Genomic DNA, 26,645 nt, shown 5'->3' with positions numbered 1-26,645 from the left:
GTTTAACTAAAATATGGTAAACCTTTTATAATTCGTATACGACTAAGCCACTTCTAAACTTTGGTTCAATATAAGTGCTTTTTGGAGGCATGATTAAATCGTTGTCTGCAAAGGCTTTGATTTCCTCGATATTAGAAGGGAAAAGCATAAAACCAACAGCAAATTCTCCTTCATCAACTTTTTCTTTGATTGAAATAATAGATTGTTTACCAGAAATATACGCAATTCTTTCGTCATTTCGTAAATCGCCAATTTCTAATATAGGTTGAAGTACCGTATCATAAAGTATTTGCGCGTCTAATTGCTGTTTGATTGAAGTGTTATCAATTTCTTTTTTATACTTTAAAGTATAAAATATACCATCTAAATACATTCCAAATTCCCCTTTATTTTGTGGTTTCCATAGTTCTTGTTCTTTGGAAATAATTTCAAAATTTTCAGCAATTTTTTCTAGAAAATCTTCTTTTGAAAAACCATTTAAATCACGGATGATTCGGTTGAATTCATAAATTTTTACATTGCTTTCTGGAATCAAAAAGCTCATGAAATAATTTAAGTTGGGATTGTTTAAATCTTTGTCTTGTTCGAATAATAACTCTGCAGAAGCCGAACGATGATGGCCATCGGCGATATATAAATTTGGAATGGTTTCAAAATGATCTTCTAGCCAATCAATATCATTTTGAGTATCAATTCTCCAAAGCGTATGTTTTTCTTTATTGGTTGTTGAAAATTGATTTAAAGGGCGGTTTTTCTTTTTAATTTGAATCCAAGTGTTCAGTTCGTTACTGTCTGGATAAGTAATCAAAACAGGCTCTGTATTAAAACGAGTTTGATGTAAATAATCTTTAAACATTTCAACACGATATTGTAAAGTGTCTTCGTGTTTTTTTATGCGATTTGCTTGGTAATCTTCTACAGATGTTCCTGCAATGATTCCTGTAAAGCTTTGTGTTTTGGTTTGAATTTCATACAAGTAGAAAACGGCTTCCTCTTCCTGAATAAAAATATTTTCGTTTTTAAAATCTTTGTATTTTAAGGCAACACCTTTGAAACGTTTGTCCCAACTGATACTTTGAACATTAGCGTATGCTGGGTTGATAATGTGTAGAAAAGAGTAGGGGTTAAAATTTAACCAAGCGGCAAGTTCTGCTGCACTATAATCTTCATAGTTTCTACAAGTGACAAGGCCAACCTTATCCTGCGTGGGACGAACCGCTTTAAATGGAATTATTTTTGCCATTTTCGAATGATAAGAGAAAGTAATTGGCAAACAAATTTGTTTGCCAATTACCAATTACACTCTACTATTTACTAAATTGTTTTGAAACTTTTTCTGCTTTTTTGCTTTCAGAATAATCGTAGAAACCTTCTCCAGATTTAACGCCTAATTTTCCAGCCATTACCATATTTACTAATAAAGGACAAGGGGCATATTTAGGGTTTTTGAAACCATCGTACATTACGTTTAAGATTGATAAACAAACGTCTAATCCGATGAAATCTGCTAATTGTAATGGTCCCATTGGGTGTGCCATACCTAATTTCATAACCGTGTCAATTTCATATACACCACCTACACCGTTGTAAAGAGTTTCGATAGCTTCGTTAATCATCGGCATTAAAATACGGTTGGCAACGAAACCAGGATAATCGTTTACTTCTGTTGGAGTTTTACCAAGTTTAACTGATAAATCCATGATGATTTGTGTCACTTCATCTGAAGTGTTATAACCACGAATGATTTCAACTAACTTCATAATTGGCACTGGATTCATAAAGTGCATTCCAATTACACGCTCAGGATGTACCACATTCGCAGCAATTTGTGTAATAGAAATAGATGAAGTATTAGTGGCTAAAATAACATTGTGTGCACATACTTCACTCAATTGTTTGAAGATGTTGAATTTTAATTGCACATTTTCAGTAGCAGCTTCTACAACTAAATCACACCCTACAACACCATCTTTAATATCTGTGTAAGTAATGATGTTACTAATTGTTTTATGTTTGTCTTCTTCAGAAATAGTTCCTTTTGTAACCATACGATCAAGGTTAGCTGCTATAGTAGCCATACCTTTTTCTAAAGATTTTTCAGAGATATCGATTAATTTTACAGTGAATCCAGATTGAGCAAATGTATGAGCAATTCCGTTACCCATCGTTCCTGCTCCAATTACAGCTATTTGTTTCATTATGTATTTTTTGTATTTATTATTTCTTAAAACAGTCAATTATTTGGTAAGCAACACGTAATGCTTCAGTACCGTCTTCCAAAGTTACTATTGGAGTTGTGTTATTGTTGATAGCATCTGCAAAAGCATTCAACTCATCTAAAATGGCATTGTTTGCATGTACATCAGGGTTTTCAAAGTAAATTTGTTTTTTTACCCCTTCAGCATTTTGAAGAATCATATCAAAATCACCCGGAACTTCTGGAGCATCTTTCATTTTTACTACTTCACATACTTTGTCTAAGTAGTCAACAGAAATGTAGGCGTCTTTTTGGAAGAAGCGCGATTTACGCATATTCTTCATAGAGATACGACTAGAGGTTACATTGGCAACACAACCGTTTTCAAACTCAATACGGGCATTGGCAATATCTGGAGAATCTGAAATTACAGCTACACCACTAGCATTTACAGATTTCACTTTTGATTGTACCACACTTAGAATGGCATCAATATCATGTATCATTAAATCCAATACTACTGGAACATCTGTACCACGAGGATTAAACTCTGCCAAACGATGCGTTTCAATAAACATAGGATTTTGAATTTGATTTTTCACTGCAGTAAAAGCAGGATTAAATCGTTCTACATGTCCTACTTGTCCTTTAATATTATATTCTTTTGCTAAAGCAATGATTTCTTCAGCTTCAGCAACAGTATTTGAAATAGGCTTTTCTAAGAAAATATGTTTTCCAGCTTTGATGGCTTCAACAGCACAATCGTGGTGTGATAAAGTAGGTGTTACAATGTCGACAACATCTACAGCAGCGATTAACTCAGAAATGGAATCAAATTTTGTGTAACCAAATTCTGCAGCTACTTTATTTGCATTTTCTTCAAAAGGGTCGTAAAAGCCTACTAATTGATATTTTTCAGATTGATTTAATAAACGAAGATGTATTTTTCCTAAATGTCCAGCACCTAGAACGCCAACTTTTAACATAATTGAGTATTTTCAACAAAAATAGCAATTAATTGATAAAATTTGATTGATAATTGCCATTTTGTTTTCTATTTTTACGCAAAACAAAACAATCCAAAATTGAAAGATACATCAAAGCACCAAGGACTTAGAAATCAGTTGGCTAAGCAGCTCGAAGAAAAAGGAATTAAGGATAAAAATGTTTTAGATGCTATTAAAAAAATCCCACGACATCTATTTTTAAATTCCAGTTTTGAAAATTTTGCTTATCAAGACAAACCTTTTCCAATAGGTGCTGGACAAACCATTTCTCAACCTTATACAGTAGCTTTTCAAACGCAATTGCTTGAGGTGAAGAAAGATGATAAAGTTTTAGAGATTGGAACAGGTAGTGGTTACCAAACAGCTGTTTTGTGTACTATGGGGGCCAAGGTGTTTTCTGTAGAAAGACAAAATGAGCTTTTTAAAACCACTTCATTATTGTTGCCAAAATTAGGGATTCGACCGAAGCATCTTTCTTTTGGGGATGGATATAAAGGATTACCTAATTATGCTCCTTTTGATAGTATTATAGTTACTGCTGGTGCACCATTTATTCCACAACCATTATTAGCCCAGCTGAAAATAGGAGGAAGGTTGGTTATCCCTGTTGGGGAAAATGTTCAAATAATGACTTTGTTAATTCGTAAAAACGAAACCCAATTTGAAAAACATGAATTTGGTGAGTTTCGTTTTGTGCCGCTTTTAGAAGACAAAAATTAACTATCTCAAGTTAGTTAATTTTTGTTTTAAGAGTTCAATCTCGTCTAAGATTTCTGCAATTTGATTTTCTTTTTTACTATTACTTACATCTACACCTTTTTCTTGTAGAATTTCGGTAATGGCTTGTATAGCAAATGTATTAAAATCAAACACATGGTCGAGTTTTACTTTGTACCAGGCGACTAAAAGTGAGCGTAAATCAATTTTAAGAAGAGTCGCAAGGGTTTGAATTTGCTTTTTCGTGGGTATACGATATCCATTTTCAAATTTACTTATCAAGGCTTGGTCAATGTCGGCCATTTCCGCAAGCTTGCGTGTTGAAAGCCCTTGGTCCAACCTTCCTTTTTTAAGTAAATCTTTCATCATACTAATAGAATTGAAATATTAGAAACGTTTTTTTAAACGGTCTATGTCTCTTTTGGTGTCTTGCTCTTTTAAAGATTCTCTTTTGTCGTAGTTTTTCTTACCACGGCATAATGCAATGTCTAGTTTGGCTAGACCTTTTTCATTGGTAAACAAACGCAAAGGAATAATTGTTAATCCTTTGTTCTGACTATCTTTTTCAAGTTTGCGAAGTTCCTTTTTATTTAAAAGTAGTTTGCGCTCGCTTTTTGCACGATGGTTATAATGTGTTCCGTATAGATACTCTTCTATAGTAGCGTTAATTACAAAAAGTTCATTATTATGAAATTCACAGAAGCTTTCAGCAATGGATGCCTTTCCTAAACGGATGGATTTTATTTCAGTCCCCGTTAGAACAATTCCTGCAGAATATCTATCGATTATTTCGTAATCGAACTTAGCCCTTTTGTTTAATATATTAACTGTTTTTTGCATAGGAAGGCAAATTTAGAATAAAATGCGCAACGATAAAAAGTATTATATGAAATTAAATGAAATATTATGCCTTTCGCTATTAGTTTATGAATATGTATTAATTTTTTGTGGTTTCAGTTTGTGATTTTTTTTGTTGTAAAGTTTAAATGATAAAATATGGTTAAAAGAAAATTTTTTTATAAATTTTTTCTTAACTTTAAGAGGAATTAACCTAACTAATTTTATATGACATTAGATTATCAAGTTATAGATAAAGAAATGATAAGCTCTTTATCTTTTCCACATGACGAAGTTCTAGAGGAAATTCAGGATATTAAACAGAGACAACAAGACTTAGAAAGGGCACTTTCCTTGGGGAATTTGGAACATTTAAAAATGAAGATTTATTTTGAAGATGAAGAAGGAAAAAAGATGGTTGAAACTACCGTATGGGGGATTACCGATAGTCGGATTATTTTGAAACAAGGTGTTGTAATTCCTGTCAATCGAATTTTTAAAATTATATAATAAAAAAAGCCGAGTGAAACTCGGCTTTTTTTATTGTTTTATTTTATAAAGTCCTATTGCTTTTTATTTGTTACGAATAGTATAGTTTTTGTTTTGACTTTTTAAGATTTATGAAATGGATATCAACCATAAAAAATTATCGAGATTGATTTTAGGACTGTTTTTGCGTTGTATTTTAACATTTAAAGTAACTTAAAGGTGTTGTATTTGATTTTGACTGTTAAAGCTTACCAAACGTATAATTAATAACATGATTTTAACATATTGTAGGTTACTTATTAACACCTTTTTGGTTTTGAAATTAATACCTTTGGGTATCAAAAATAAAATTTGCAACTCATGTGTTTAAAAGCCAAATGTAAAATTGGGAATGAAATAATTTATTTTTAACAAAAAGGGGAAGTAAATGAAAGCCTTGTTTTAAATGTTTGATTCGTGATTTTATTTGTTATTGAGTATTAATTTTAAAACAAACAGTATGAAAACATGTATTTTATTTTTGTTTTTATGTATTTCAACTTTTTCGTATTCACAGTCACAAACGTCAAGCACGAGTGACGCTACTAAAGCAAATCTTGAACTCGAAATGTTACCTGAAATCGTTCTTACAAAAATAGGCGAGGATTTCTCGGTTTATTTACCAGACAAAAATCCAGATTTGAGTGTGCAACAATTACAAAAGTATTTTATTGCTTATAACCTAGGAAAAGACTATGAAGGATACGATAATTACTTAGTGATGATGAAAAATGAGAAAGGAACTTTAACGGCTACTTACAATAATGACGGAAAATTAGTAAGAGTTGTTGAAAAGTATGACGATGTAACCCTACCTAATGAAGTGATTTATTCTGTACTTAAAGCTAATCCAGGATGGGGTATTGTAGATGATAAATACCATTATACACAGGCGGACGGCGACATTAAAAAGAAAGTCTATTACGTAACTATAAAAAATGGAAAACAAACTAAAAAACTAAAAGTAACGCCAGCAGGTGAAATATTATAATGTGATAACTCATGCAAAATATTATGATTTAAAAAAGGCTTAATTATTAATAATTAAGCCTTTTTTTGTGTTACACGATATTGTATTATTGTTGATTTCTAAATACTAGTTTACCATCAAAGCTGTCTAATAAAATAACACTATCCGTTGTAATTTTACCTGAAAGAATTTCTTTTGACAATTGGTTTAAAACATCTCTTTGAATTACTCTTTTCACAGGTCGTGCACCAAACTCAGCATCGAAACCTTTTTGTGCTAAGTAGTCAATTGCTTCTAGAGTAGCATCCATTGTGACGTGTTGGTGTGCCAACATTTTAGCAACACTTTTTAACTGCAATTGAACTATTTGACGAATGTTATCTTGCGTAAGTGGTGTAAACATTACAATTTCATCGATACGATTTATAAATTCTGGTCGAACAGTCTGTTTCAATATTCCTAAAACTTCCACTTTTGCTGCTTCTGTAGCTGCTTCAACACTTCCTTTTAGGTTTTCAAATTTCTCTTGAATAATATGACTTCCCATATTTGAGGTCATTATTATTATGGTGTTTTTGAAATCTGCTAAGCGTCCTTTGTTATCAGTTAAACGTCCTTCGTCTAGCACTTGAAGTAAAATGTTGAAGGTGTCTGGATGTGCTTTTTCAATTTCATCCAATAATACAACAGAATAAGGTCTTCTACGTACCGCTTCGGTTAATTGTCCGCCTTCATCATACCCAACGTATCCTGGAGGTGCTCCTACTAAACGACTCACACTATGACGCTCTTGGTATTCACTCATGTCAATTCGGGTAATAGCATTTTCATCATCGAATAAATATTCGGCTAAAGCTTTTGCTAATTCAGTTTTACCAACTCCCGTTGTTCCTAAAAATAAGAATGACCCCAGCGGTTTTTTTACATCTTGTAAACCAGCGCGACTTCTTCTTACTGCATCTGAAATGGCTTCAATAGCTTCTTCTTGACCAACTACTCGTTTGTGTAGCTCTGCTTCAAGATTAAGTAGTTTTTCCCTATCACTTTGGAGCATTTTGGTAACAGGAATTCCTGTCCATTTTGCCACAACTTCAGCAATATCTTCGCTAGTTACTTCCTCTTTAATCAAGGAAACACCAGCTTGGTTTTCTTGAAGTTGTTTTTGAAGTGTATCAAGTTTTTCTTGTGCTTCTTTAATTTTACCATATCGTATTTCGGCTACTTTTCCATAATCACCATCGCGTTCAGCACGTTCTGCCTCGCCTTTAAAATCTTCAATTTCTTGTTTTATGGTTTGAATGTTATCTACTACATCTTTTTCTGACTTCCATTTAGTGAAAATTTCATTACGATCTTCTTTTAAGTTTGCCAATTCTAAACCTAAAGCTTTTAATTTGGTTTCATCGTTTTCACGTTTAATAGCTTCAATTTCAATTTCCAATTGCATGATTTTTCGATCCAAAACATCTAACTCTTCTGGTTTTGAGTTAATCTCCATACGTAATTTTGAAGCAGCTTCATCCATTAAGTCAATAGCTTTGTCGGGTAAAAAGCGATTGGTGATATAACGTTGTGACAATTCAACAGCAGAAATAATAGCATCATCTTTAATGCGTACTTTATGATGCGCTTCGTATTTTTCTTTAATTCCACGAAGAATCGAAATGGCACTTTCAGTATCAGGTTCATCAATATTTACTTTTTGAAAACGACGTTCTAAAGCCTTATCTTTTTCAAAGTACTTTTGATATTCATCTAAAGTCGTTGCTCCGATAGCTCTTAATTCACCACGAGCCAAAGCTGGTTTTAAAATGTTTGCAGCATCCATTGCACCTTCACCACCACCAGCACCAACTAACGTATGTATTTCATCAATGAATAGTACAATATCCCCTTCAGCAGAAGTTACTTCTTTTACTACCGATTTTAAACGCTCTTCAAACTCACCTTTGTATTTAGCACCAGCAATTAATGCTCCCATATCCAAAGAATAGATGATTTTATCTTTAAGGTTTTCGGGAACGTCACCATCTACAATTCGATGTGCTAAACCTTCTGCAATTGCAGTTTTTCCCACACCCGGCTCTCCAATTAGCATTGGGTTATTTTTAGTTCTACGTGTTAGGATTTGCAAAACACGTCTGATTTCTTCATCACGTCCAATTACTGGATCTAATTTTCCATTTCTGGCTAAATCGCAGAGGTTTTTAGCGTATTTATTCAATGCGTTATAAGTTTCTTCAGCTGAAGCTGAAGTAACGCGTTCACCTTTTCTGATTTCATTTATTGCAGCTTCTAGACCTTTTTCGGTTACGCCTTGGTCCTTAAGAATTTGTGCAACTTTACTTTTTGATTTGAAAATTGCTAAAATTAAATGTTCGATAGAAACGTATTCATCGTTCATTTTTTTTGCAATGATTGAAGCTTCATTTAAGCTACTACTTGCTTCTCTTGAGAGCATGAGGTCTGCGCCTGAAACCTTTGCAAAACTTTCTAATGTGCTGTTTAAAACCTTTTTGAAAAGGTCGATATTTACATTGAGTTTTTTTAGAATAAAAGGGGTGACATTTTCATCAACTTCTAAAATACCTTTAAAAATGTGTTCGTTTTCTATTTGTTGATGACCAAAACTTTGTGCAATTTGTTGCGCATGCTGTATGGCTTCTTGAGATTTAATTGTAAAATTATTTAAGTTCATGTTTTTAAAGTTGTGTTCGTTAATTTAAAGTTTAAGTTGATTAACTTTGTCGGACTTAGGACAATTTATGTTCCAAGGTTTAAAACAAGACAAATTGACTGGTTTTTAAGGGTTTATGAATTAAATTCAAGTCATAATGTCGTAAAATCTGACAGTAATGAGTTTTTTTGATCGATTATTAGGAAGTAATTCTGAGGAAGGAAATACTTCAAATATAGAATGGAAGTTTTTAGAAGAGGTAAATGAGCTAGATACAGTAATTGCTGATTCTTTTACGAAACCCGTTATTATATTCAAGCATAGTACAAGATGTAGTATCAGTAGGTTTGCTTTGAAACAATTTGAGCGTGAATTTTCATTTGAAGGAAAGTTGATTCCTTATTTTTTAGATTTGTTAAACTACAGGCAAATCTCGAATCAAATAGCAGAACTTTTTCAAGTTGAGCATCAATCACCGCAATTAATTGTAATTAAAGACGGAGTAGTAGTGTTTCATGAATCACACGGAGGGATTCAGGCTTCAGATTTAAAACGATTTGTATAAAAAAATCCCTATCATATTGATAAGGATTTTTAAATTTATTACTATTGAATTACATCAATTTGTTTAATAAACCGGGTAGCTTTTTATTTTGGATTTCATATATTGCTTTAATCCATAATGGAAACAACATTGGAATTACAATAAAACTTAATTTGTTGTATTCCCAAGCTTTTGTGAAATCAAAATGAATAAAGTGCATTGTAGCTCTTGTCATGCCACATGCATAGCATTCTATACCTGCTAAAGATTTCGAAAGGCAAATGCTATCACCTTTATCAAAAAAATCTACGGGTAGTAATAATAATACAAAAGGCGCAATAATAGTTATGATATTCCGGGTGTAAAAAACTACTTTTTTAACCATAATTACAGGGTTTTACTGTAAGAACCGTTCTTTGGTTGTAAGTCACCTGTAATAATTCTGATTAAGTCAATTAATGACCAAATACCACAAGCACCTAAAGTTAATAATTGTACAATACCTTGCCAAGTGTACCCTAAATAAAATCTGTGGATACCAATACCTCCAACGAAGATACATAATAACAATGCAGTTAATTGACTTTTTCCAGAAGCTGCTGCTGCAGGAGAAGATAAATCTTCATTTGTAGTTTCAACTACTGTAGTGTTGTTTGTTGTTGTTCTTTCAACTGGGAAAGAAGCGTAAGTTGCAGTAAGAGTTACAAAGAACAATGCAACTAGCGTGAAAATAAATTTTAATTTCATAGTAAAAAGATTAATTTCGCCAAATGTAATATTTTTTTTATAATTTGAAAACATGTTAAAATTAAAATTTGTCCTCTTTTTTATTACGTTTTGCAACTTTGTTAATTCGCAAACTAATTATGAATTTTTTGGAGTTATTAAATTGAATGGAGATGAAAAATCAATGATATCATATCGATTGGTTTTTGAGGAGAAAAATGGAAATGTTCAAGGATATTCCATCACGGATTTAGATGGAGTACATGAGACTAAGAATGTAATAGAAGGAACTTATAATTCAAAGAAAAATGAGTTAAATTTCAGAGAGAAAGAAATATTGTATACGAAATCTAAGATAAGTCCAACTTCTTTTTGCTTTATAAATTTTTTAGGAAAAGTTAAATTGGATAATGCAAACAGTAAGATTGATGGTGATTTTAAGGGCTTGTTTAAAAATAAGCAAAAGTGTATTGACGGAACTTTAACTTTGGCAGGTATTGTGAAAATTGAAAAGGCAGTACAAAAGCTTACAAATAAAATAGAAAAAACAAATAGAATTGATCAACAAACTAAAGAACGAGTTAATCCCATGAGAATGTTAGATAGTTTGAAAATTAATAAATTGAATAAAGGAGAGAATTTAAATGTTTTTTGGGATTCAGATGAGTTAAAATTAAGTGTTTGGGATGCGGGTAGATATGATGGTGATATAATTAATTTGTACCACAATGATATAAAAATACTTAATGATTATAAAATTTCTAGTAAAAAGGATGTTTTAAATGTTAAGTTAAATAAAGGAATTAATGTCTTTAAAATAGAAGCTTTAAATGAAGGTGATGTAGCGCCAAACACCTCTCATATTCGTTTAGAAGGTAATAGTCGAGTATTTGATTTAATGGCTAATATTAAAAAAGGAGAAACGACACAAATATCGATACTAAAAAAGGAGCATTAATGCTCCTTTTTTTATATCCTAAATTTATTTTTGGTGATTATAGTTTTCAATTTTGATTTCAAATCTTCGCCAGTATCATAAATCATTTGTTCATTAGTTGGAAATGGAACGGCTTTACGTTCAAAATATTGATAGTATTCTTCTTCACAAGCTCTCTTGTCTCCGTTGTAATTTGCATAAATGTAATCAAAAACAAACTCACTGGTGACTGGGAAAGCATTGATTAATTGGTTTGATCTAAAATCGATATAATCTACTTTAGCAGTAACTTGGCATGCTTTGAACTGAGTGTATTCATAAATGCTTACCGAAACAGTTTTGTAATTATCTACTTGTATAGCGTTGCCAAGACTATCTTTAACTGCATTTCCATTGCTGTCAAGAAGTGTTTTTGTACCATCTTTGATTTGTTTTTCTTTGATGAACTGCTTTTCTTTGATTTGTTCTGGTGAAATACTGATTTGACGAAAATTAACCATCATTCCAAAATCATAAGCAATGTTTTTTTGTTTGTTATTATGGTAAACGGTCCATTTATCATTAATTCCATAAGTGCTAAAATTTAATAAATCGTCTTGTAAACGTTGCGGTATCACCATTCCGGTTTCGTTTTTAGTATATACGTGTACAAAATCGGTACCTTTTAACTGAGCTTCATCCATTAAAGCCCTCACATCTTTAAAATTAGGATTCAATTGATCCAAATAGCGTAAATCATCATAGGCCTGACGGAAATCCATCTTGTTTTTAGAAGTCATCAATTTTTTTGCGTTGGAATACAAATAACCGGACAGACTATTTTTACTGCTAATAATTTCGTCGGAATAGTCATCCATTGGAAAAATAGCATTTCTATTTTCATAAATTAGTGGAAGCGGTAAAAGTGGTTTTATGCGCTCTTGTCTGTTGTTTAAGGTGTTGTATAAAGTAAAGACACGTTCGTAATTAGACGGATTGTTTTCTTTTATTAAAAGGTTTAAAGTCGATAAATCGCGCTCTTTGACTTTAGCAAAAGCTTCTTCTAATAAATAAATGTATTCTTGTTTGTTTTTAGATGTTTTATTGGTTCTAAGTGCATTAATTGCTTTATCAATTGCCGCATCATAGTTACCAGTGCTTAAAAGTGATTGTGTTTTTTTAACACCACTGCAAGAAACGATAAAAAGGAAAAGAAATAGTAAAGTAATTTTTCTCATAAATTATTGGGTTTAGGCAAAGATAAAATTTTTTAGAAGTCATGATTATTGATCTAGTATTATTTTAAGTAAAACAAATAAGATACCATAATCTCAAAAAAAAACTCCAAAATCAATTTTGGAGTTTTTCAGCGATTTATATAATTTATTTTATCTCAAGCGCAGGAAGAAGTTTACTTGAACATTCTCCAAAGCCTAATCTTGTTTCACCATTATCACAGTAACCTCTGATAATTACAGTATCATTATCATTAATGAATTTACGCTCGCTACCATCGTTCATTGGAATTGGATTTTTACCGCCCCAAGTTAATTCAAGCATTGAGCCAAAACTATCTTTTGTAGGTCCAGAAATAGTACCACTACCCATCATGTCACCAGAATTTACACGACATCCGTTTATGGTGTGATGTGCTAATTGTTGCGACATAGTCCAATACATGTATTTGAAGTTTGAATTTGAAACAACCGTTTCTTCTGATTCTTCGGGTTTTATAGCTACTTGAAGGTTGATATCAAAAGCATGATTTCCAGTTTGCTGTAAATATGGTAATGGCTTAGGGGTTTGTTCAGGACTTTTAACTCTAAATGGCTCTAGTGCATCTAGGGTTACAATCCATGGTGAAATTGACGACGCAAAGTTTTTAGCTAAGAAAGGTCCTAGAGGTACATATTCCCATTTTTGAATATCACGCGCACTCCAGTCGTTGAATAAAACCATACCGAAAATATAATCTTCAGCTTCATTGACAGGAACTGGTTCTCCCATTAAATTGGTGTCTGTTGTAATGAATGCCGTTTCCAATTCGAAATCTACCAATCGAGAAGGTCCAAATACTGGTACAGTTTCGTTAGCAGGAAGTGTTTGACCATTCGGTCTTCTTACAGGAACACCACTAGGAACAATTGTAGAACTTCTTCCGTGGTAACCTACTGGAATATGAAGCCAGTTTGGTAATAAAGCATTGTTAGGGTCACGGAACATCATACCAACGTTTGTTGCGTGCTCTTTGCTGCTGTAAAAATCGGTGTAGTCACCAATTTGAACAGGTAATTGCATTTCAATTTCCGAAACATCAAACAAAATAATGTCGCGGTGTTCTGCGTTATCTCTTAATTTTGGATTTTCAGCGTCAAAAAGTTCTGCAATTCTATTACGCACTAAACGCCATGTTTTTTTTCCGTCCGATATGAAGTCGTTCAAAGTATCTTGCATGAACATATCGTCAGTCAATTCAATACCTTCAAAATATCCAAGACGCTGTAAAGCGCCCATATCAATAGCAGTGTCACCTATTCTAGAACCAATTGTAATGTCGTCATTTTTGGTAATAAATACTCCAAAAGGGATATTTTGTATCGGAAAATCTGAATTTTTTGCTACAGTTATCCAGGATTTTCTTGTTGGGTCATTTGCTATATTTGGCATAAGATTTTGAATAATTAAGTGTTGAAAAAATATGAACCAAATATAAACTTTACTGCTTATTTAAAAAACCTTTTTCGTAATTTTGAACAAATTTTAACGAATTACTAAAGAAATGCAACGCGACGAACAAATTTTTGACCTGATTCTTGACGAACAAGACAGACAAATTCACGGAATAGAATTAATTGCTTCTGAAAACTTCGTAAGCGACCAAGTTATGGAAGCTGCAGGTTCAGTATTAACCAATAAATATGCAGAAGGATACCCTGGAAAGCGTTATTATGGTGGTTGTGAAGTAGTAGATATTGTTGAACAAATTGCAATTGACAGAGCCAAAGCTTTATTTGGTGCTGAATATGTAAATGTGCAACCGCATTCAGGTTCTCAAGCTAATACGGCTGTTTTTGCTGCGTGTTTACAACCTGGCGATAAAATTTTAGGATTTGATTTATCTCATGGTGGACATTTAACGCATGGTTCGCCAGTGAATTTCTCAGGAAAATTATACAACCCTGTTTTTTATGGTGTTGACCAAGAAACGGGACGTTTAAATTATGATAAAATTCAAGAAATAGCATTAGCTGAAAAACCAAAGTTGATTATTGCTGGAGCTTCTGCTTATTCTCGTGATATGGATTTTGCTCGTTTTAGAGCAATTGCTGATAGTGTTGGAGCTATTTTATTAGCAGATATTTCACACCCAGCAGGTTTAATTGCAAAAGGATTGTTAAGTGACCCAATTCCTCACTGTCATATTGTAACTACTACTACACACAAGACTTTACGTGGCCCACGTGGTGGTATGATTATGATGGGTAAAGATTTTGAAAATCCTTGGGGATTAAAAACACCAAAAGGCGATATTAGAATGATGTCTCATGTATTGGATATGTCAGTTTTTCCTGGTAATCAAGGAGGACCTTTAATGCATATTATTGCATCTAAGGCTGTGGCTTTTGGTGAAGCATTAACAGATGAGTTTTTCCGTTATGCTGTACAGGTACAGAAAAATGCACAAGCTATGGCAACTGCGTTTGTAGCTAGAGGGTATAACATTATTTCAGGAGGAACGGATAACCATATGATGTTGATTGATCTTCGTAATAAGAATATTACGGGTAAAGAAGCGGAAAATGCCTTGGTAAAAGCTGAAATTACAGTAAATAAAAATATGGTTCCATTTGATGATAAATCACCATTTGTAACTTCAGGTATCCGTGTTGGAACACCTGCTATTACTACAAGAGGTTTGGTTGAAGAGGATATGGAAACAGTTGTTGCTTTAATTGATAAAGTATTAATGAATCACACGGATGAAGCTGTTTTAGAACAAGTTGCTGAGGAAGTTAATGATTTAATGGGTGAAAGAGCAATGTTTGTTTTTTAATTGAATTATGCTCCAAGAATACTTCTTTAAATAAATAAAACTCCTAGTAACAACTAGGAGTTTTTTTATTTATATAGAATAAATTTATTTGCCGTCTCGGTCTACTTTTATTCTTTCAGGACGATTAGCAATTTCCCAAGCTAAGGCAAAAGCCAAACGCGCTCTTTTTGTTAAAGCATCATATTCAATTTTATCAGGAGTATCTGTAGGCATGTGATAGTCTTCATGTACACCATTGAAAAAGAAAATTGAAGGAATTCCTTTTTTAGCAAAATTGTAATGGTCAGAACGGTAATAAATACGTTCAGGATCATTTCTGTCATTGTATTTGTAATCCAATTCTATTTGCGTGTATTTTGCGTTCATTTCTTCGTTGATTTGGTGTAATTCCGTGCTCAATCGATCTGAACCAATTACGTAAATATAGTTGCTTGTGTCTGGATGAAGTGTATCACGACGACCAATCATATCAATATTAATGTCTACAACGGTATTTGCAATAGGGAAGAGTGGATGTTCTGAATAATAGCGCGATCCGTGTAAACCATGTTCTTCACCAGTTACATGTAAAAATAGAATAGAACGTTTAGGGCCATTGCCGTCTTTTTTTGCTTTTTGAAAAGCTTTGGCTATTTCAAGTACTGCAACAGTACCTGATCCATCATCATCAGCACCATTGTAAACTTCTTGGTTTTTCATTCCTACATGGTCGTAATGTGCTGAGATCACTAAAACTTCATCCGGTTTTTCAGATCCTTCAATATAAGCCCAAATGTTCTCAGAATCGGGTAATTTTGGTGCAAAACCACGCGCCATGAATTCAGCAGGAACTTTTTGATACCATCCGTCAGCTTTTGGAGGGTAAGAGATTCCACTTTCTTCGTATTGTTCAATTAAATATTTTCCTGCTCTTTTTTGACCTTCAGATCCAGTATCTCTACCTTCATTTTCATCAGATGCTATGAAATATAAATTTTTCTCTAAATCACCAGTTGAGATATAATCAATGTAAGGTTTTATATCAGAATTGCTTGATTTTTGATTTGAATTTGAAGTAGTGCTTTTTGTAGAAGAGCAACTACTTAAAATAAACAGCATTAAAGCTCCACTTAAAATAATTTTTTTCATGTATATACGTTATTTGAGCAAATATATTAATATGTAGTCTTATTTAGTATTTTGATACAATAATAGTGTTTTTTTAACATTTTTGAATATATGAAATTTCATAATTTTGAAAGATATTTTAAACTGTACTAACAGTTTGTCTTTTATTACTTAAATTTGAATTTAAAACCAAAAAAGAGTAGTGGCATATATTGATAACTGCTGACCATTTTATGATAAAACAGATAAAACTACTTTTCTTTTTGTTTTTCTTGTTTAATGCTTTTGCACAAAGTGATTTTAATCAAAAGGCATTATATAAAGGAATTGAAGAAAATATTTATAAGAACCCAGATCAATCTTTAAAAGTAGCCTCATATCTTGCTGAACGTCAAAATTTAACAGATGAAGAAAAAGACGTTCTAAACGTTTTGATGGCTAAAGCTTATATTATAAAAGGCGATTATGGTAATGCTTTATTGTGTCTATATTCCGATAAGAATCAACGCGGTTATGATGTTGTAGAAAACTATTATTTAAGAATTTTTATTCTCAAAAAGTTACAGTTGGAACAGCAGCAACTTGTTTACTTTGATGAACTTAAAAAGTTGTCAGAAACCGCTGGGAGTTCAGCTTTAAAGGAGTATACTACTTTAATTGATCTGGAGACTTTACTTGAGAAAGCGAAAAAGGATTACACTACAGAATCACTTAGAATGCATCAATTGACATTGGAAACTTCTGATTTTGTAGCATATGAGATTGATTATTTTTTGGAGTTTATCCGTTTGGATATTCGCAATAAACGATATGATTTAGCCGCTGAAAAAACCAATCATATTACTAATCTTGAATCGATTAAAACTCAGAATTATACTTATTATGAAATTCAATTATTGCTTTTAAAGGCGCGATTGGCGTTTTATAGTAAGCAATACATTCAGGCTTTAGAGTTTTTGAGTGAAGCAGCTACTAAAAATACATTTTTGGGAAATAAATATTTTATGGATGTGATTTTTAATCAACAAACTGTTAATTATTTAGCGGTTAATAATGTTGACGGTTATAAAGAATCCAATAAAAATTTTCAAAGCAATCATAATAATGTTCAACAGTTAGAACAAAAAGCGGTTAATACCGTTTATAATTTAATTATAGACGATAACAACAGGAAAGCATCAAAGCAAGAAACTATATATTTTAGACGTATTAAATTCATCTCGATTTTAGTTTTGATTGGTTTTATACTTTTTGCGAGTGTTTGGTTTAAGAATTACTTGAAGAATACTAATTTAAAGGAGATTATTAGTTATCTAAAAATAACAAAAGCGAATTTGGTTTCTTTTTATAAAGAAGATGCAAAGAAAAATTATTCTTCTAAAATTTTAATTCCGCAAAAAACAGAAGAATTGATTTTGAATAAACTCCAAAAATTTGAAAAATCAACAAAATATACCAGTAAAGATTTGTCATTAGCAGTCCTGGCCGGTCAATTTGATACTAATACAAAGTATTTGTCTGAAATTATCAATTCTAATTATAATGTAAACTACAACACCTATATTAATCAGTTGCGAATAAATTATATAGTAGATAAATTAAAAACAGATTCAAACTATATGAATTACAAAATTAGCTACTTAGCTGATGAGTGTGGATTTGCATCGCATAGTAGTTTTGCTACAGTTTTTAAGTCAATTACAGGAATTTCGCCTGTTAAATTTATAAATTTACTTAAGGCAGAACAAAATAAAGAAGAATAAGGAATTTATGAAAAGAGTAGTTGTTTTTTATATGATTTTGTTCTCTGTTTTATACGTTAATGTTTTAGGGCAAAAGACAAATAGCTTGAACGAATTATTGGATCAAAGTGCTTTGCTGATTTATGATAATCCAGATTTAGCTATTGCAAATGGTTTGAAAATTATAGAAGAGTCTAATAAAATTGATGAGCAAATAACCGCATACCGAATAATATCGGATGCCTATTCTTCTAAAAGAGATTATGTTAAATCTTTGGAGTATGTGATAAAGGCAAATCAATTATTACCGAAATCTAAAAATGCATTACTAAAGATAAGTGTGGTCATAAAAACAGCCATGCAATATCACCAATTGAAAATATACGATAAAGCATTACAATATCTTGACGAAGGAGAAAAACTTGCGTTGGAATATCCATCACCAAAAGCAGTTGCTCACGATCTAGGTATTTGTTATGCTGTTAGAGGTTTTATATATAAGGAGGAATTAAATTGTGATATTGCAATTGATCATTTTATTAAAAGCATTACTGTTTTTGAAAATATTAAAGTATCTGGAAATATATCGAACAGGAGTTTAGCCAATATAAGTATTGTACATTATAATATGGGGAATTGCTATCTAATGTCAAATGATATTGAAATGGCTAAGATGAATTTTGAGAAATCCGTATCAGAAGCTTCAAAAATTAAAGCAAACAGTTTGGAAGCATTTGCATTAAAAGGTTTAGCACAAGCTTATACATTAGAGGCAAGATATAAGGATGCGATACAAGAATTAGAAAACGCTTTAAAGATTTCATCAGATGTAAATGATTTAATCTTGAATCAAGAAATTTATAAAGGGTTGTCTGAAAATTATTTGGCGCTCAATCATGAAATTGAATTTAATAACTACCACATAAAATATTTAGATACACAAAATCAGATAAGATTAAACGAAAGAAAATCTGTAAGTGATTCTCTAATTGAGAAAAATCAAATTTTAAATTCTCAATTAGAACGTGTAAAGATTAAGTATATTTTTGTAACTTTAGCTTTAGTATTAATTTTTATTGGAGGGATGTTTGGGTTTTTAGTAATATTTAAAAAACAAAAAAAAGAAGCAATTTTCTTAAAAAGTAGTATTGAAACTCTCCAAAAACAGTAATTCAACTATTATAATAATTTTTCAATATAAGATAGTTTAATACCCTTAAAATCAGCCATTTTAACTTTTTCATAGCCTTTTGAAATTCGGTAAATTAGAAAGACAAGTCTATATATAATAGGTTTATTATATTTTATTTTACAATTCTAACCAATTTAATCAAATGAGATGAAAATGCTTAAAAAATTACAACTAAGCAATCTGGTTGATCTGGATTTGCTGATGATTAGTTTTCGACATTTTCTTTGTACCAAAGAGAAACAATATCTCACAAAGAAATTAAGTAAAACGTTTTTTGCATCTGTTTTGATGCTTTTATCCTTTAATGCTTTTGGTCAGTTACCAACCGAATCTTTTGAGAGTGGAGTTCCAAGTACTTGGACATTATTTCAAAATAGTTTTGGGGTGACCACTTGGGGGCCGACAACAGATGGTTACTCAGGAACAAATGCTGTTATGGTAAATCCAGCTCTGGATAATATCGGAGCAGGGAATACTGCACAGTATTTTTTAGTAACACCACAAGTGGCCGTTCCGGCAAACGGACAGATCCGTTTCTGGACGAAGCAAGGTAACCTTGCGGATTTAGGAACAACATACGAATTAAGAGTTTCTACGGCAAGTCAACCTGATATTAGTGGATTTACAATTGTGTTGAACTCTTGGACTGAGACAACTTTAAATGCCGTTGGAACAATTTATGAAGAGAAAGTAGTTACAATTCCTTCTAGTATTGCGCCTGGATTAAATGTTTATTTTGCTTTCGTCGCAGTTAATAATCAATCTGGAACTACTCCAGAAGGGGATAGTTGGTTTGTAGATGATGTTGAAGTGATAGAATCTTGTCCAAATGTTCTAACGGCTAATGTTACTTTTAGTAATTTGGCAATTGATGGAGCAGATGTTTCATGGACACATCCTACAGCGACTTCTTTTGAAGTACAATATGTAGCTCAAGGAGCTCCTCCTGCAGCAACTGGTGGGATTGTAAATGGTTTTACAACTTCTTTTTCAAGTTTGTCAGCTGATACAACTTATGATGTTTATATTAAAGCAACTTGTCCAAATTCAGAAGTGAGTGATTGGGCAGGGCCTTTTAGTTTTACAACTTTAGCACCTGGTGGGGCTTGTGCTACCGCTACTGATATTGGAGATTTATCAACTCCTTATACTACTACTGATAATTTAAATAATTATAATAATGGTGTGGTATTGACTACGCCAGGAACGGGATGTACTACTTATACAAATAATTATGCCAATGGTGGTAAAGCATTTTACAGTTATACTCCAACGACTTCAGGAGTAATCAAAATTACTTTGACACCAACAGCAAATTATTCGGGACTTTTTGTTTATGAAGGCTGTACAAATGTTGGAGTAACTTGTGTTGGTGGTGTTGCAAATTCAAACAGTACACCAAGGATAATTGATTTAACAGTAAATGCTGGTACGGAGTATATTATTTTAGTTTCTTCAAATTATGGGCCTACAACTAGTGTTCCTTATACTTTAACAGTTGAATCACCAAATTGTCCTGTTCCTTCAGGAATTATGGCTTCAAGTATATTAGATACTTCTGCAGTTTTATCATGGGGTAACTTAGGAAGTTTTGCAACTTCTTGGGAAGTGGCTGTTCAGCCAGCAGGTACTGGAGTGCCTACAGGAGCTGGTGTGGCAGCAAGTACTAACTCAGGTACTTTATTTACATCAACTTTAGGAGGTGCTGCTTTTGTTGCGGGTACAAATTATGAAGTTTATGTTCGTGCTAATTGTGGTACAGGTTTTGGAGCTTGGAGTAATGTTTATAATTTCAAAACTCAATGTACTGTTTTTAGTACACCTTATTTGGAAGACTTTACTGGGACATCGGCTTCTGCTCCTGAGCCTTGTTGGACTTCTTTAGATATTAATAATGATGGAGTAGTATGGAGTTATTTATCTAGTGCTGCATCTATCTTTACAGGTAATACATTAAATAATAATCATGATATGATTGTGTCACCTATGATTGATTTAGGTAACACTACTCAAAAACGTTTGCGATTTAAATATAGAAATAACTCTGGTAATATACATTTTGCAGTTGTTTTGTCAACAACAGGTATAGGTAATGATAATTTTACCACTGTTTTATTGCCAAATGCCGTATACAACTCAACGGCATATCAAGAAATAATTATTAATATTCCAACTTCAATTACTGGAGTGGTTAATATTGGTTGGTTAATCGATTTATCTGGTACTGATACTTCTTCTAGATTGTCAATTGATGATGTTATTGTTGAAGATAAGCCAGCATGTCCAGACCCATTAAATATTCAAGTGTCAAATATAACAGCTACTGATGCTGATTTTACATGGGTTGCGGGTGATACGGAGACACAATGGGAGGTAGTAGTTCAACCTCAAGGTACTGGAGTGCCAACTTCAGGAAATTTAGTGAATTCAAATTCAATATCTTACAGTTCAGTACAGCAATTAGACCCTGCAACTTATTATGAGTTTTATGTAAGAGCTTATTGTAATGCTTCTGAACAAAGTAACTGGATAGGGCCGTTAAATTTCACAACTTTATGTGGAACGTTTACTGTTCCATTCTATGAAAGCTTTGATGATACAGATCCAAACAATCATAAATTTTGTTGGGAGACTTTAAATGCAAATGGAGATAATGGACAATGGCAGATTTCTCCAACTGAAGTACGATTTAATAAACCTTTCTTTGGGACTATTAATTCATTTGACGATTGGGTAATTTCACCATCTATAGAAGTAATTGGAACAAAAGAATTGAAATTTAAGTATAAAGCGCAAACAACTCTTTTCTTCCCTAATCCTAGATTCGGTATAGAAGTATTAATGTCTACTACAGATAATAATCCGTCTAGTTTTAGTGTTGTGATGCCTTTAATGGAATTTACTAATACAGATTACATTGAAAAATCAATCTATATTAATGCAAATGGGCCAGTTTATATTGCTTTTAGAATTCCTCCAACATTCAGCCCAAATCCATTTACATCATTATTGTATTTAGATGATGTTAGAATTGATGAAGCGCCTGCTTGTCCAAACCCTAGTGCATTAGAAGTAGCTAATATTAGTCAAACTACTGCTGACTTATCTTGGACAGCTGGATTTATTGAAACACAATGGGAAGTTGCCGTTCAACCAGCTAACTCTGGAGTACCTACTTCAGGTCAATTGGTTTCTGCACCTAACTATAATGCAATTAATTTAATTGCAGATACTCAGTATGAATATTATGTAAGAGCGGTATGTAATTCAACTGATCAAAGTGATTGGATTGGACCTCTTGCTTTTAAAACATTATGTAACGCATTTGCTTCTCCTTTCTTTGAATCTTTTGATTCAGAATCAGCAACTGAGGGATGTTGGATTGTAAATGATTTCAATGCAGATGCAAATTCTTGGAATTTAAATTCATCTACTTTTGCATTTGAAGGTGATCAAGCTGCAGCTATGTTTACTGGAACAAATGGTGCAAATGACGATTATTTAATTTCTCCAACTATTACGGTAACGGCAAACCAACGTTTGCGTTTTTATTATAGAGTTAATAGTGCTGATTTCCAAGATGATTTGAGAGTATTGTTGTCGACTACAGGTATTACTCCTGCTGACTTTACAACGGTTCTTTTTTCAACTGATGATTCTGGTGTGCTTACAAATACTCAGTATAAGGAGATGATTATCAATCTTCCAGTTACTGGAGATATAAATATTGCTTTCCAAATACCAACTTATCCACCAAATCCATGGGGATATAGAGGTCAATTGTTGGCAATTGATAATTTTATTATTGAAGATATTCCTTCATGTCCACAGCCTTATAATTTAGTAGTAAACAATATTACAGATATTGAGGCACAATTATCATGGGATATTGCAGGAGCAGAAACACAATGGGAAGTTTATGTTGTACCTGTTGGTGTTAGTGATCCGAATGTAAGTGTTGATACTCAATATTTAACAACAGTTTCTACTAATCCATTCACTATTTCAGGATTAGACCCTGCAATTAAATATGAGTTTTATGTGCGTGCAGTTTGTGGTACTTCAGAATCAAGTGAGTGGTCAGGACCAATTGAATTTACAACTAAGTGTAGTTTTGCTAACTTATGTGAGTATACAATTACTTTAGACAATGGTGCGCCAAATAAACCGGTTACTTCAATAGATCTGATTCAAAATGGAGAAATTGTTCAACAGTTAGTATTCCCAACTGTGACATCTCCTGGAGTTACGCCTCCACCAGCTACATATACAGTGTTTTTATGTGATGGAGTAGAGTTTTCATTATTCTGGAATTCATTAGGATCTGCTCCTAATCAATATCCTAATGCTCAAGTTACAGTAACAAATGCTTCTAATGTTGTGGTATATCAAAGTCCATTAGGAATAGGTGATACTCAATCTACTATTTTTACAGGAGTTACATCATGTAGTACGGTAACTTGTCCTCAACCAACTGATTTAGCAGTCAACGAAGATGGTTCTTTAACTTGGACAGCTGGCGGATCAGAAACACAATGGGAAGTATTTATTCAACCATTAGGTAATGGAACACTTCCACAAACGGGTATTGTAGTAAGTACAAATTCTTATGTGCCTGTTGATGCAGATTTTAATGACTTACAAGCGGGGACTTATGAGTTTTTTGTAAGAGCTATTTGTGGTACTGATGATGAAAGTTTCTGGTCGGGTCCACAAGAGTTTGTAAGAAATGATAGTTCAGCTAATGCAATAGTATTAACAGTAAATGAAACTGAAGTTTGTGACAGTACTGGAATGAATGTTTCGTTCTATGGAGCAACAGCATCTTCGGAGGCTTCAACTTGTGCAGGAAGTAACAATGGTGATGTATGGTTTGAATTTGTAGCTACGCAAACAGCCCATATTATTGAATTGAATAATTTTTCTGGAAGTTATTATACAGGTTCAGGAGCACCAGCGCATCCGTTAATCACAATAACTTTATACAAAGATAATAATGGAATTTTAGAACAATTATCATGTTCAGATAAAAATGCGCTTTTAGCAGCTTATTCATCAGCTACAGAAATTGACGCAACTTATAAAGTTAGATTAACTTTAAATAGTGCAGCTCATAATGGGTATACATTTAATATTTGTATTAAAACACCTAATGATTTATGTACACTAGGTACACTAAATCCTGGGTTTGAAGCACCGGTTGCAGAATTTGGATTACTAAATAATTTTTATAGAGAAAATGTAGTTCCAACATGGAGATATAATTATCCTGGACATGACAGAGTATTTTATATTGATGCTTTAAGTGGTAGTACAGTTCCTTACGAAGGTAATCAATGTGTTCAAGTGTTGTCTCCTGCGGATCCTTATGATCCGACGGATTTTGTTAATGTCTACGGTTTGTATCAAGATTTTGATAGTTCTGAAACAGTTCAGTTTGACTATAGTTATGCGCAAAAAGGGCGTTTTACAAATTTAGAACTAGAATTATTGGTAGGGCCTCCAGCTGGACCATTTGTATTACTTGAAGATCACTTGAGTTTGAGTAATTGGCAATTAATATCAGGAACGTACGATGTTCCTGCAGGACAAGATGTTACACGTTTTATTTTTAGAGCAAAAAATAATACAATTGGAAACTTAGTTGATGCCGTAAGAATAGTTTCAAATAACAAGTTGCTTACAGAAGATCAAGTTCTGGATTGTACTCAAAATAGTGTAACAGTTGAAGCAATGGGTTACGGAGAGTGGTCTGCAGATGAAAACAATCCTGCTACAGTAACTATTGTTGATCCAACAGCAAATAGCACCGAAATAAATGGATTTACTGCTTCAGGTGATTACATTTTCTACTGGACTACGCGTTACTGCCAAGAAATTATCGTAGTGACTTATTCTGCGAATGAAGAGGTTCCATCGGTTATGAGTCCTGTTAATTACTGTACAAGTGAAACGCCAATGCCTTTAACAGCTTCTGTACCTGCAGGATACACTACAATGTGGTATACTACTGCAACAGGTGGTGTAGGTAGTACAGCAGCACCAACTCCTGATGCTACTGTTACTGGTACTTCATCTTATTATGTAAGTTCTATCAATCCTAATGGATGTGAGAGTGCTAGAGCTTTAATAGAAGTTAATATTGAATACGTATTCTGTAATAAAATTCCAAGAGGTATTTCGCCAAATGGAGATGGTTCAAACGAAGCATTTGATTTGACAGGGTTAGACGTTACAGAATTGAAAATATACAACCGTTACGGAAGAGAAGTATATTCTTTCTCTGGAAATTATACCAACCAATGGAATGGTTTAACGGATGGTGGTGAAGAATTGCCAGACGGAACATATTTCTACAACATTGTTACAGTTGATGGAAAATCAACAACAGGTTGGGTTTATATTATTCGATAATTAATAAAAAAAACAGTCTACTTGTTTAGGCAAGTAGACTGTAATACTAACAATAGCAATTAGAGCTTACAATGAAAAAATTATATATAACATCTTTATTCTTGATTGTTGCAGCATTTAGTTCGCATGCACAACAAGATCCGCATTATACACAGTATATGTATAATATGAATGTAATGAACCCTGCTTATGCTGGTTCAAAGGAAAGTTTGTCATTGGGTCTACTATACAGACAACAATGGGTAAATGTAGATGGGGCTCCTAAAACAGCTACTTTTTCTGGACATAGTCCTGTAGGAAAAAATGTCGGTTTAGGGTTGTCTGTTATTTCAGATAAAATAGGACCTGTTGAAGAAAATAATATTTATGCAGATTTCTCTTACACATTAAACTTGGGTGGTGAACACCGTTTGGCAATGGGGATAAAATCTGGATTGACTTTACACAAAGTTGGTTTATATAGTGATATTGGTAATGGGTTTGTACCAGACGGAAATGACGTAGCTTTTAGTGAAAACGTTAACAATACTTATTTTAATATAGGTTCTGGACTTTTCTATTATACTCAAAAATACTATTTAGCATTTTCGGTTCCGAACATGTTAAAAAGTAAGCATCTTGATGTAAAAGCAAATGATAATGGGTATGAATTTGGTTCTGAAACACAACATTATTTCTTAACAGGAGGGTATGTTTTTAATATTTCGGAGAATATGAAATTTAAACCATCTTTCATGTTGAAATCGGCATTTAAAGTATCACCATCATTGGATCTTTCTGCAAATGCTTTGTTCTTTGATAAATTTGAAATTGGAGCTACTTACCGTTTAGATGACTCTTTTGGTGGTATGGTAAACTACGCTATTTCACCTAGTATAAGAGTGGGGTATGCATACGATCATATTGTTTCAGATTTAAAAGTAACTACACCTGCTTCGCATGAGTTTTTACTTTTGTTTGATTTGAACTTCTCGAAAAAGACATCGATATCGCCTAGATATTTTTAATTTAAAAGCA

At 32.7% G+C, this 26,645-nt stretch carries 21 protein-coding genes; 10 read left to right on the top strand and 11 right to left on the bottom strand.

The window, feature by feature from the left end:
• Positions 1-25 precede the first annotated feature (25 nt).
• The 3 genes from ACFS5J_RS05270 to ACFS5J_RS05260 all read right to left on the bottom strand — a co-directional run bounded on the left by ACFS5J_RS05270 (position 26) and on the right by ACFS5J_RS05260 (position 3,183).
• Positions 26-1,243: a DUF1015 domain-containing protein gene (locus tag ACFS5J_RS05270; protein ID WP_379811010.1), complete on the bottom strand. Its 1,218-nt coding sequence runs from the start codon at positions 1,241-1,243 to the stop codon at positions 26-28.
• A gap of 64 nt (positions 1,244-1,307) precedes the next feature.
• Entirely contained in the window at positions 1,308-2,198 is an 891-nt protein-coding gene (locus ACFS5J_RS05265) for a 3-hydroxyacyl-CoA dehydrogenase family protein (RefSeq protein ID WP_379811009.1), read from the bottom strand.
• A 19-nt stretch (positions 2,199-2,217) separates the two neighbouring features.
• On the bottom strand, positions 2,218-3,183 hold the full coding sequence (locus ACFS5J_RS05260) for a Gfo/Idh/MocA family protein (RefSeq protein ID WP_379811008.1): 966 nt from the start codon (positions 3,181-3,183) through the stop codon (positions 2,218-2,220).
• A 99-nt stretch (positions 3,184-3,282) separates the two neighbouring features.
• On the opposite strand from ACFS5J_RS05260, the gene ACFS5J_RS05255 reads away from it, so the two are divergent.
• Positions 3,283-3,924, top strand: a complete 642-nt coding sequence (locus tag ACFS5J_RS05255) for a protein-L-isoaspartate(D-aspartate) O-methyltransferase (protein ID WP_379811007.1) — start codon at positions 3,283-3,285, stop codon at positions 3,922-3,924.
• Here ACFS5J_RS05255 and ACFS5J_RS05250 read toward each other — a convergent pair whose 3' ends face one another.
• Both ACFS5J_RS05250 and smpB read right to left on the bottom strand, forming a co-directional pair.
• Positions 3,925-4,290 carry a helix-turn-helix domain-containing protein gene (locus ACFS5J_RS05250; RefSeq protein WP_379811006.1) on the bottom strand — a complete coding sequence of 122 codons (366 nt, stop codon included), beginning with the start codon at positions 4,288-4,290 and terminating at the stop codon, positions 3,925-3,927. It abuts the gene before it with no gap.
• 18 nt (positions 4,291-4,308) lie between these two features.
• Positions 4,309-4,761: an SsrA-binding protein SmpB gene (smpB, locus tag ACFS5J_RS05245; RefSeq protein WP_379811005.1), complete on the bottom strand. Its 453-nt coding sequence runs from the start codon at positions 4,759-4,761 to the stop codon at positions 4,309-4,311.
• A 225-nt stretch (positions 4,762-4,986) separates the two neighbouring features.
• Between smpB and ACFS5J_RS05240 the strand changes: the two genes are divergently transcribed.
• Positions 4,987-5,268: a hypothetical protein gene (locus ACFS5J_RS05240; RefSeq protein ID WP_379811004.1), complete on the top strand. Its 282-nt coding sequence runs from the start codon at positions 4,987-4,989 to the stop codon at positions 5,266-5,268.
• 478 nt (positions 5,269-5,746) lie between these two features.
• Positions 5,747-6,277, top strand: coding sequence for a hypothetical protein (locus ACFS5J_RS05235; protein WP_379811002.1), 531 nt, complete (start codon positions 5,747-5,749; stop codon positions 6,275-6,277).
• 85 nt (positions 6,278-6,362) lie between these two features.
• Here the strand turns inward: ACFS5J_RS05235 and clpB are convergent, their stop codons facing one another.
• Positions 6,363-8,954: an ATP-dependent chaperone ClpB gene (gene clpB, locus ACFS5J_RS05230; protein ID WP_379811001.1), complete on the bottom strand. Its 2,592-nt coding sequence runs from the start codon at positions 8,952-8,954 to the stop codon at positions 6,363-6,365.
• A gap of 157 nt (positions 8,955-9,111) precedes the next feature.
• Here clpB and ytxJ point away from each other — a divergent pair, with 157 nt between their 5' ends.
• The gene (ytxJ, locus tag ACFS5J_RS05225) at positions 9,112-9,498 is read left to right on the top strand and encodes a bacillithiol system redox-active protein YtxJ (protein WP_379811000.1); all 387 of its coding nucleotides are present in this window, start codon (positions 9,112-9,114) and stop codon (positions 9,496-9,498) included.
• A gap of 49 nt (positions 9,499-9,547) precedes the next feature.
• On the opposite strand, the gene ACFS5J_RS05220 is transcribed toward ytxJ, so the two are convergent.
• A complete protein-coding gene (locus ACFS5J_RS05220; protein WP_379810999.1) occupies positions 9,548-9,862 on the bottom strand; it encodes a DUF2752 domain-containing protein in 315 nt (104 codons plus the stop codon).
• A 2-nt stretch (positions 9,863-9,864) separates the two neighbouring features.
• A complete protein-coding gene (locus ACFS5J_RS05215; RefSeq protein ID WP_379810998.1) occupies positions 9,865-10,224 on the bottom strand; it encodes a TM2 domain-containing protein in 360 nt (119 codons plus the stop codon).
• 52 nt (positions 10,225-10,276) lie between these two features.
• On the opposite strand from ACFS5J_RS05215, the gene ACFS5J_RS05210 reads away from it, so the two are divergent.
• On the top strand, positions 10,277-11,161 hold the full coding sequence (locus ACFS5J_RS05210) for a hypothetical protein (RefSeq protein WP_379810997.1): 885 nt from the start codon (positions 10,277-10,279) through the stop codon (positions 11,159-11,161).
• An 11-nt stretch (positions 11,162-11,172) separates the two neighbouring features.
• Here the strand turns inward: ACFS5J_RS05210 and ACFS5J_RS05205 are convergent, their stop codons facing one another.
• Entirely contained in the window at positions 11,173-12,357 is a 1,185-nt protein-coding gene (locus ACFS5J_RS05205) for a hypothetical protein (RefSeq protein ID WP_379810996.1), read from the bottom strand.
• A 145-nt stretch (positions 12,358-12,502) separates the two neighbouring features.
• Positions 12,503-13,786, bottom strand: a complete 1,284-nt coding sequence (gene fahA / locus ACFS5J_RS05200) for a fumarylacetoacetase (RefSeq protein ID WP_379810995.1) — start codon at positions 13,784-13,786, stop codon at positions 12,503-12,505.
• A 112-nt stretch (positions 13,787-13,898) separates the two neighbouring features.
• On the opposite strand from fahA, the gene glyA reads away from it, so the two are divergent.
• On the top strand, positions 13,899-15,173 hold the full coding sequence (gene glyA / locus ACFS5J_RS05195; RefSeq protein WP_379810994.1) for a serine hydroxymethyltransferase: 1,275 nt from the start codon (positions 13,899-13,901) through the stop codon (positions 15,171-15,173).
• 84 nt (positions 15,174-15,257) lie between these two features.
• On the opposite strand, the gene ACFS5J_RS05190 is transcribed toward glyA, so the two are convergent.
• Positions 15,258-16,301, bottom strand: a complete 1,044-nt coding sequence (locus ACFS5J_RS05190; RefSeq protein ID WP_379810992.1) for a M28 family metallopeptidase — start codon at positions 16,299-16,301, stop codon at positions 15,258-15,260.
• 212 nt (positions 16,302-16,513) lie between these two features.
• Between ACFS5J_RS05190 and ACFS5J_RS05185 the strand changes: the two genes are divergently transcribed.
• The 4 genes from ACFS5J_RS05185 (at position 16,514) to ACFS5J_RS05170 (ending at position 26,635) form a co-directional block, all read left to right on the top strand.
• Positions 16,514-18,043: a helix-turn-helix domain-containing protein gene (locus tag ACFS5J_RS05185; RefSeq protein WP_379810991.1), complete on the top strand. Its 1,530-nt coding sequence runs from the start codon at positions 16,514-16,516 to the stop codon at positions 18,041-18,043.
• Between the two features lie 7 nt (positions 18,044-18,050).
• Positions 18,051-19,193: a tetratricopeptide repeat protein gene (locus tag ACFS5J_RS05180; RefSeq protein WP_379810989.1), complete on the top strand. Its 1,143-nt coding sequence runs from the start codon at positions 18,051-18,053 to the stop codon at positions 19,191-19,193.
• Between the two features lie 174 nt (positions 19,194-19,367).
• Positions 19,368-25,628 carry a choice-of-anchor J domain-containing protein gene (locus ACFS5J_RS05175; protein ID WP_379810988.1) on the top strand — a complete coding sequence of 2,087 codons (6,261 nt, stop codon included), beginning with the start codon at positions 19,368-19,370 and terminating at the stop codon, positions 25,626-25,628.
• A gap of 71 nt (positions 25,629-25,699) precedes the next feature.
• Entirely contained in the window at positions 25,700-26,635 is a 936-nt protein-coding gene (locus ACFS5J_RS05170; RefSeq protein WP_379810987.1) for a PorP/SprF family type IX secretion system membrane protein, read from the top strand.
• Positions 26,636-26,645: the final 10 nt, after the last annotated feature.

This window comes from Flavobacterium chuncheonense (genome assembly GCF_042686145.1).
Lineage (GTDB): Bacteria > Bacteroidota > Bacteroidia > Flavobacteriales > Flavobacteriaceae > Flavobacterium > Flavobacterium chuncheonense.
Note: the sequence above shows the minus strand (reverse complement) of the source record. Positions and strands in the feature narration are given on the sequence as shown.

Excerpts from the sequence above, each read along its gene's own strand:
- ACFS5J_RS05270 (WP_379811010.1), bottom strand. The coding sequence starts at position 1,243 with ATGGCAAAAATAATTCCATTTAAAGCGGTTCGTCCCACGCAGGATAAG.
- ACFS5J_RS05265 (WP_379811009.1), bottom strand. The coding sequence starts at position 2,198 with ATGAAACAAATAGCTGTAATTGGAGCAGGAACGATGGGTAACGGAATT.
- ACFS5J_RS05260 (WP_379811008.1), bottom strand. The coding sequence starts at position 3,183 with ATGTTAAAAGTTGGCGTTCTAGGTGCTGGACATTTAGGAAAAATACAT.
- ACFS5J_RS05250 (WP_379811006.1), bottom strand. The coding sequence starts at position 4,290 with ATGATGAAAGATTTACTTAAAAAAGGAAGGTTGGACCAAGGGCTTTCA.
- smpB (WP_379811005.1), bottom strand. The coding sequence starts at position 4,761 with ATGCAAAAAACAGTTAATATATTAAACAAAAGGGCTAAGTTCGATTAC.
- ACFS5J_RS05240 (WP_379811004.1), top strand. The coding sequence starts at position 4,987 with ATGACATTAGATTATCAAGTTATAGATAAAGAAATGATAAGCTCTTTA.
- ACFS5J_RS05235 (WP_379811002.1), top strand. The coding sequence starts at position 5,747 with ATGAAAACATGTATTTTATTTTTGTTTTTATGTATTTCAACTTTTTCG.
- clpB (WP_379811001.1), bottom strand. The coding sequence starts at position 8,954 with ATGAACTTAAATAATTTTACAATTAAATCTCAAGAAGCCATACAGCAT.
- ytxJ (WP_379811000.1), top strand. The coding sequence starts at position 9,112 with ATGAGTTTTTTTGATCGATTATTAGGAAGTAATTCTGAGGAAGGAAAT.
- ACFS5J_RS05220 (WP_379810999.1), bottom strand. The coding sequence starts at position 9,862 with ATGGTTAAAAAAGTAGTTTTTTACACCCGGAATATCATAACTATTATT.
- ACFS5J_RS05215 (WP_379810998.1), bottom strand. The coding sequence starts at position 10,224 with ATGAAATTAAAATTTATTTTCACGCTAGTTGCATTGTTCTTTGTAACT.
- ACFS5J_RS05210 (WP_379810997.1), top strand. The coding sequence starts at position 10,277 with ATGTTAAAATTAAAATTTGTCCTCTTTTTTATTACGTTTTGCAACTTT.
- ACFS5J_RS05205 (WP_379810996.1), bottom strand. The coding sequence starts at position 12,357 with ATGAGAAAAATTACTTTACTATTTCTTTTCCTTTTTATCGTTTCTTGC.
- fahA (WP_379810995.1), bottom strand. The coding sequence starts at position 13,786 with ATGCCAAATATAGCAAATGACCCAACAAGAAAATCCTGGATAACTGTA.
- glyA (WP_379810994.1), top strand. The coding sequence starts at position 13,899 with ATGCAACGCGACGAACAAATTTTTGACCTGATTCTTGACGAACAAGAC.
- ACFS5J_RS05190 (WP_379810992.1), bottom strand. The coding sequence starts at position 16,301 with ATGAAAAAAATTATTTTAAGTGGAGCTTTAATGCTGTTTATTTTAAGT.
- ACFS5J_RS05185 (WP_379810991.1), top strand. The coding sequence starts at position 16,514 with ATGATAAAACAGATAAAACTACTTTTCTTTTTGTTTTTCTTGTTTAAT.
- ACFS5J_RS05180 (WP_379810989.1), top strand. The coding sequence starts at position 18,051 with ATGAAAAGAGTAGTTGTTTTTTATATGATTTTGTTCTCTGTTTTATAC.
- ACFS5J_RS05175 (WP_379810988.1), top strand. The coding sequence starts at position 19,368 with ATGCTTAAAAAATTACAACTAAGCAATCTGGTTGATCTGGATTTGCTG.
- ACFS5J_RS05170 (WP_379810987.1), top strand. The coding sequence starts at position 25,700 with ATGAAAAAATTATATATAACATCTTTATTCTTGATTGTTGCAGCATTT.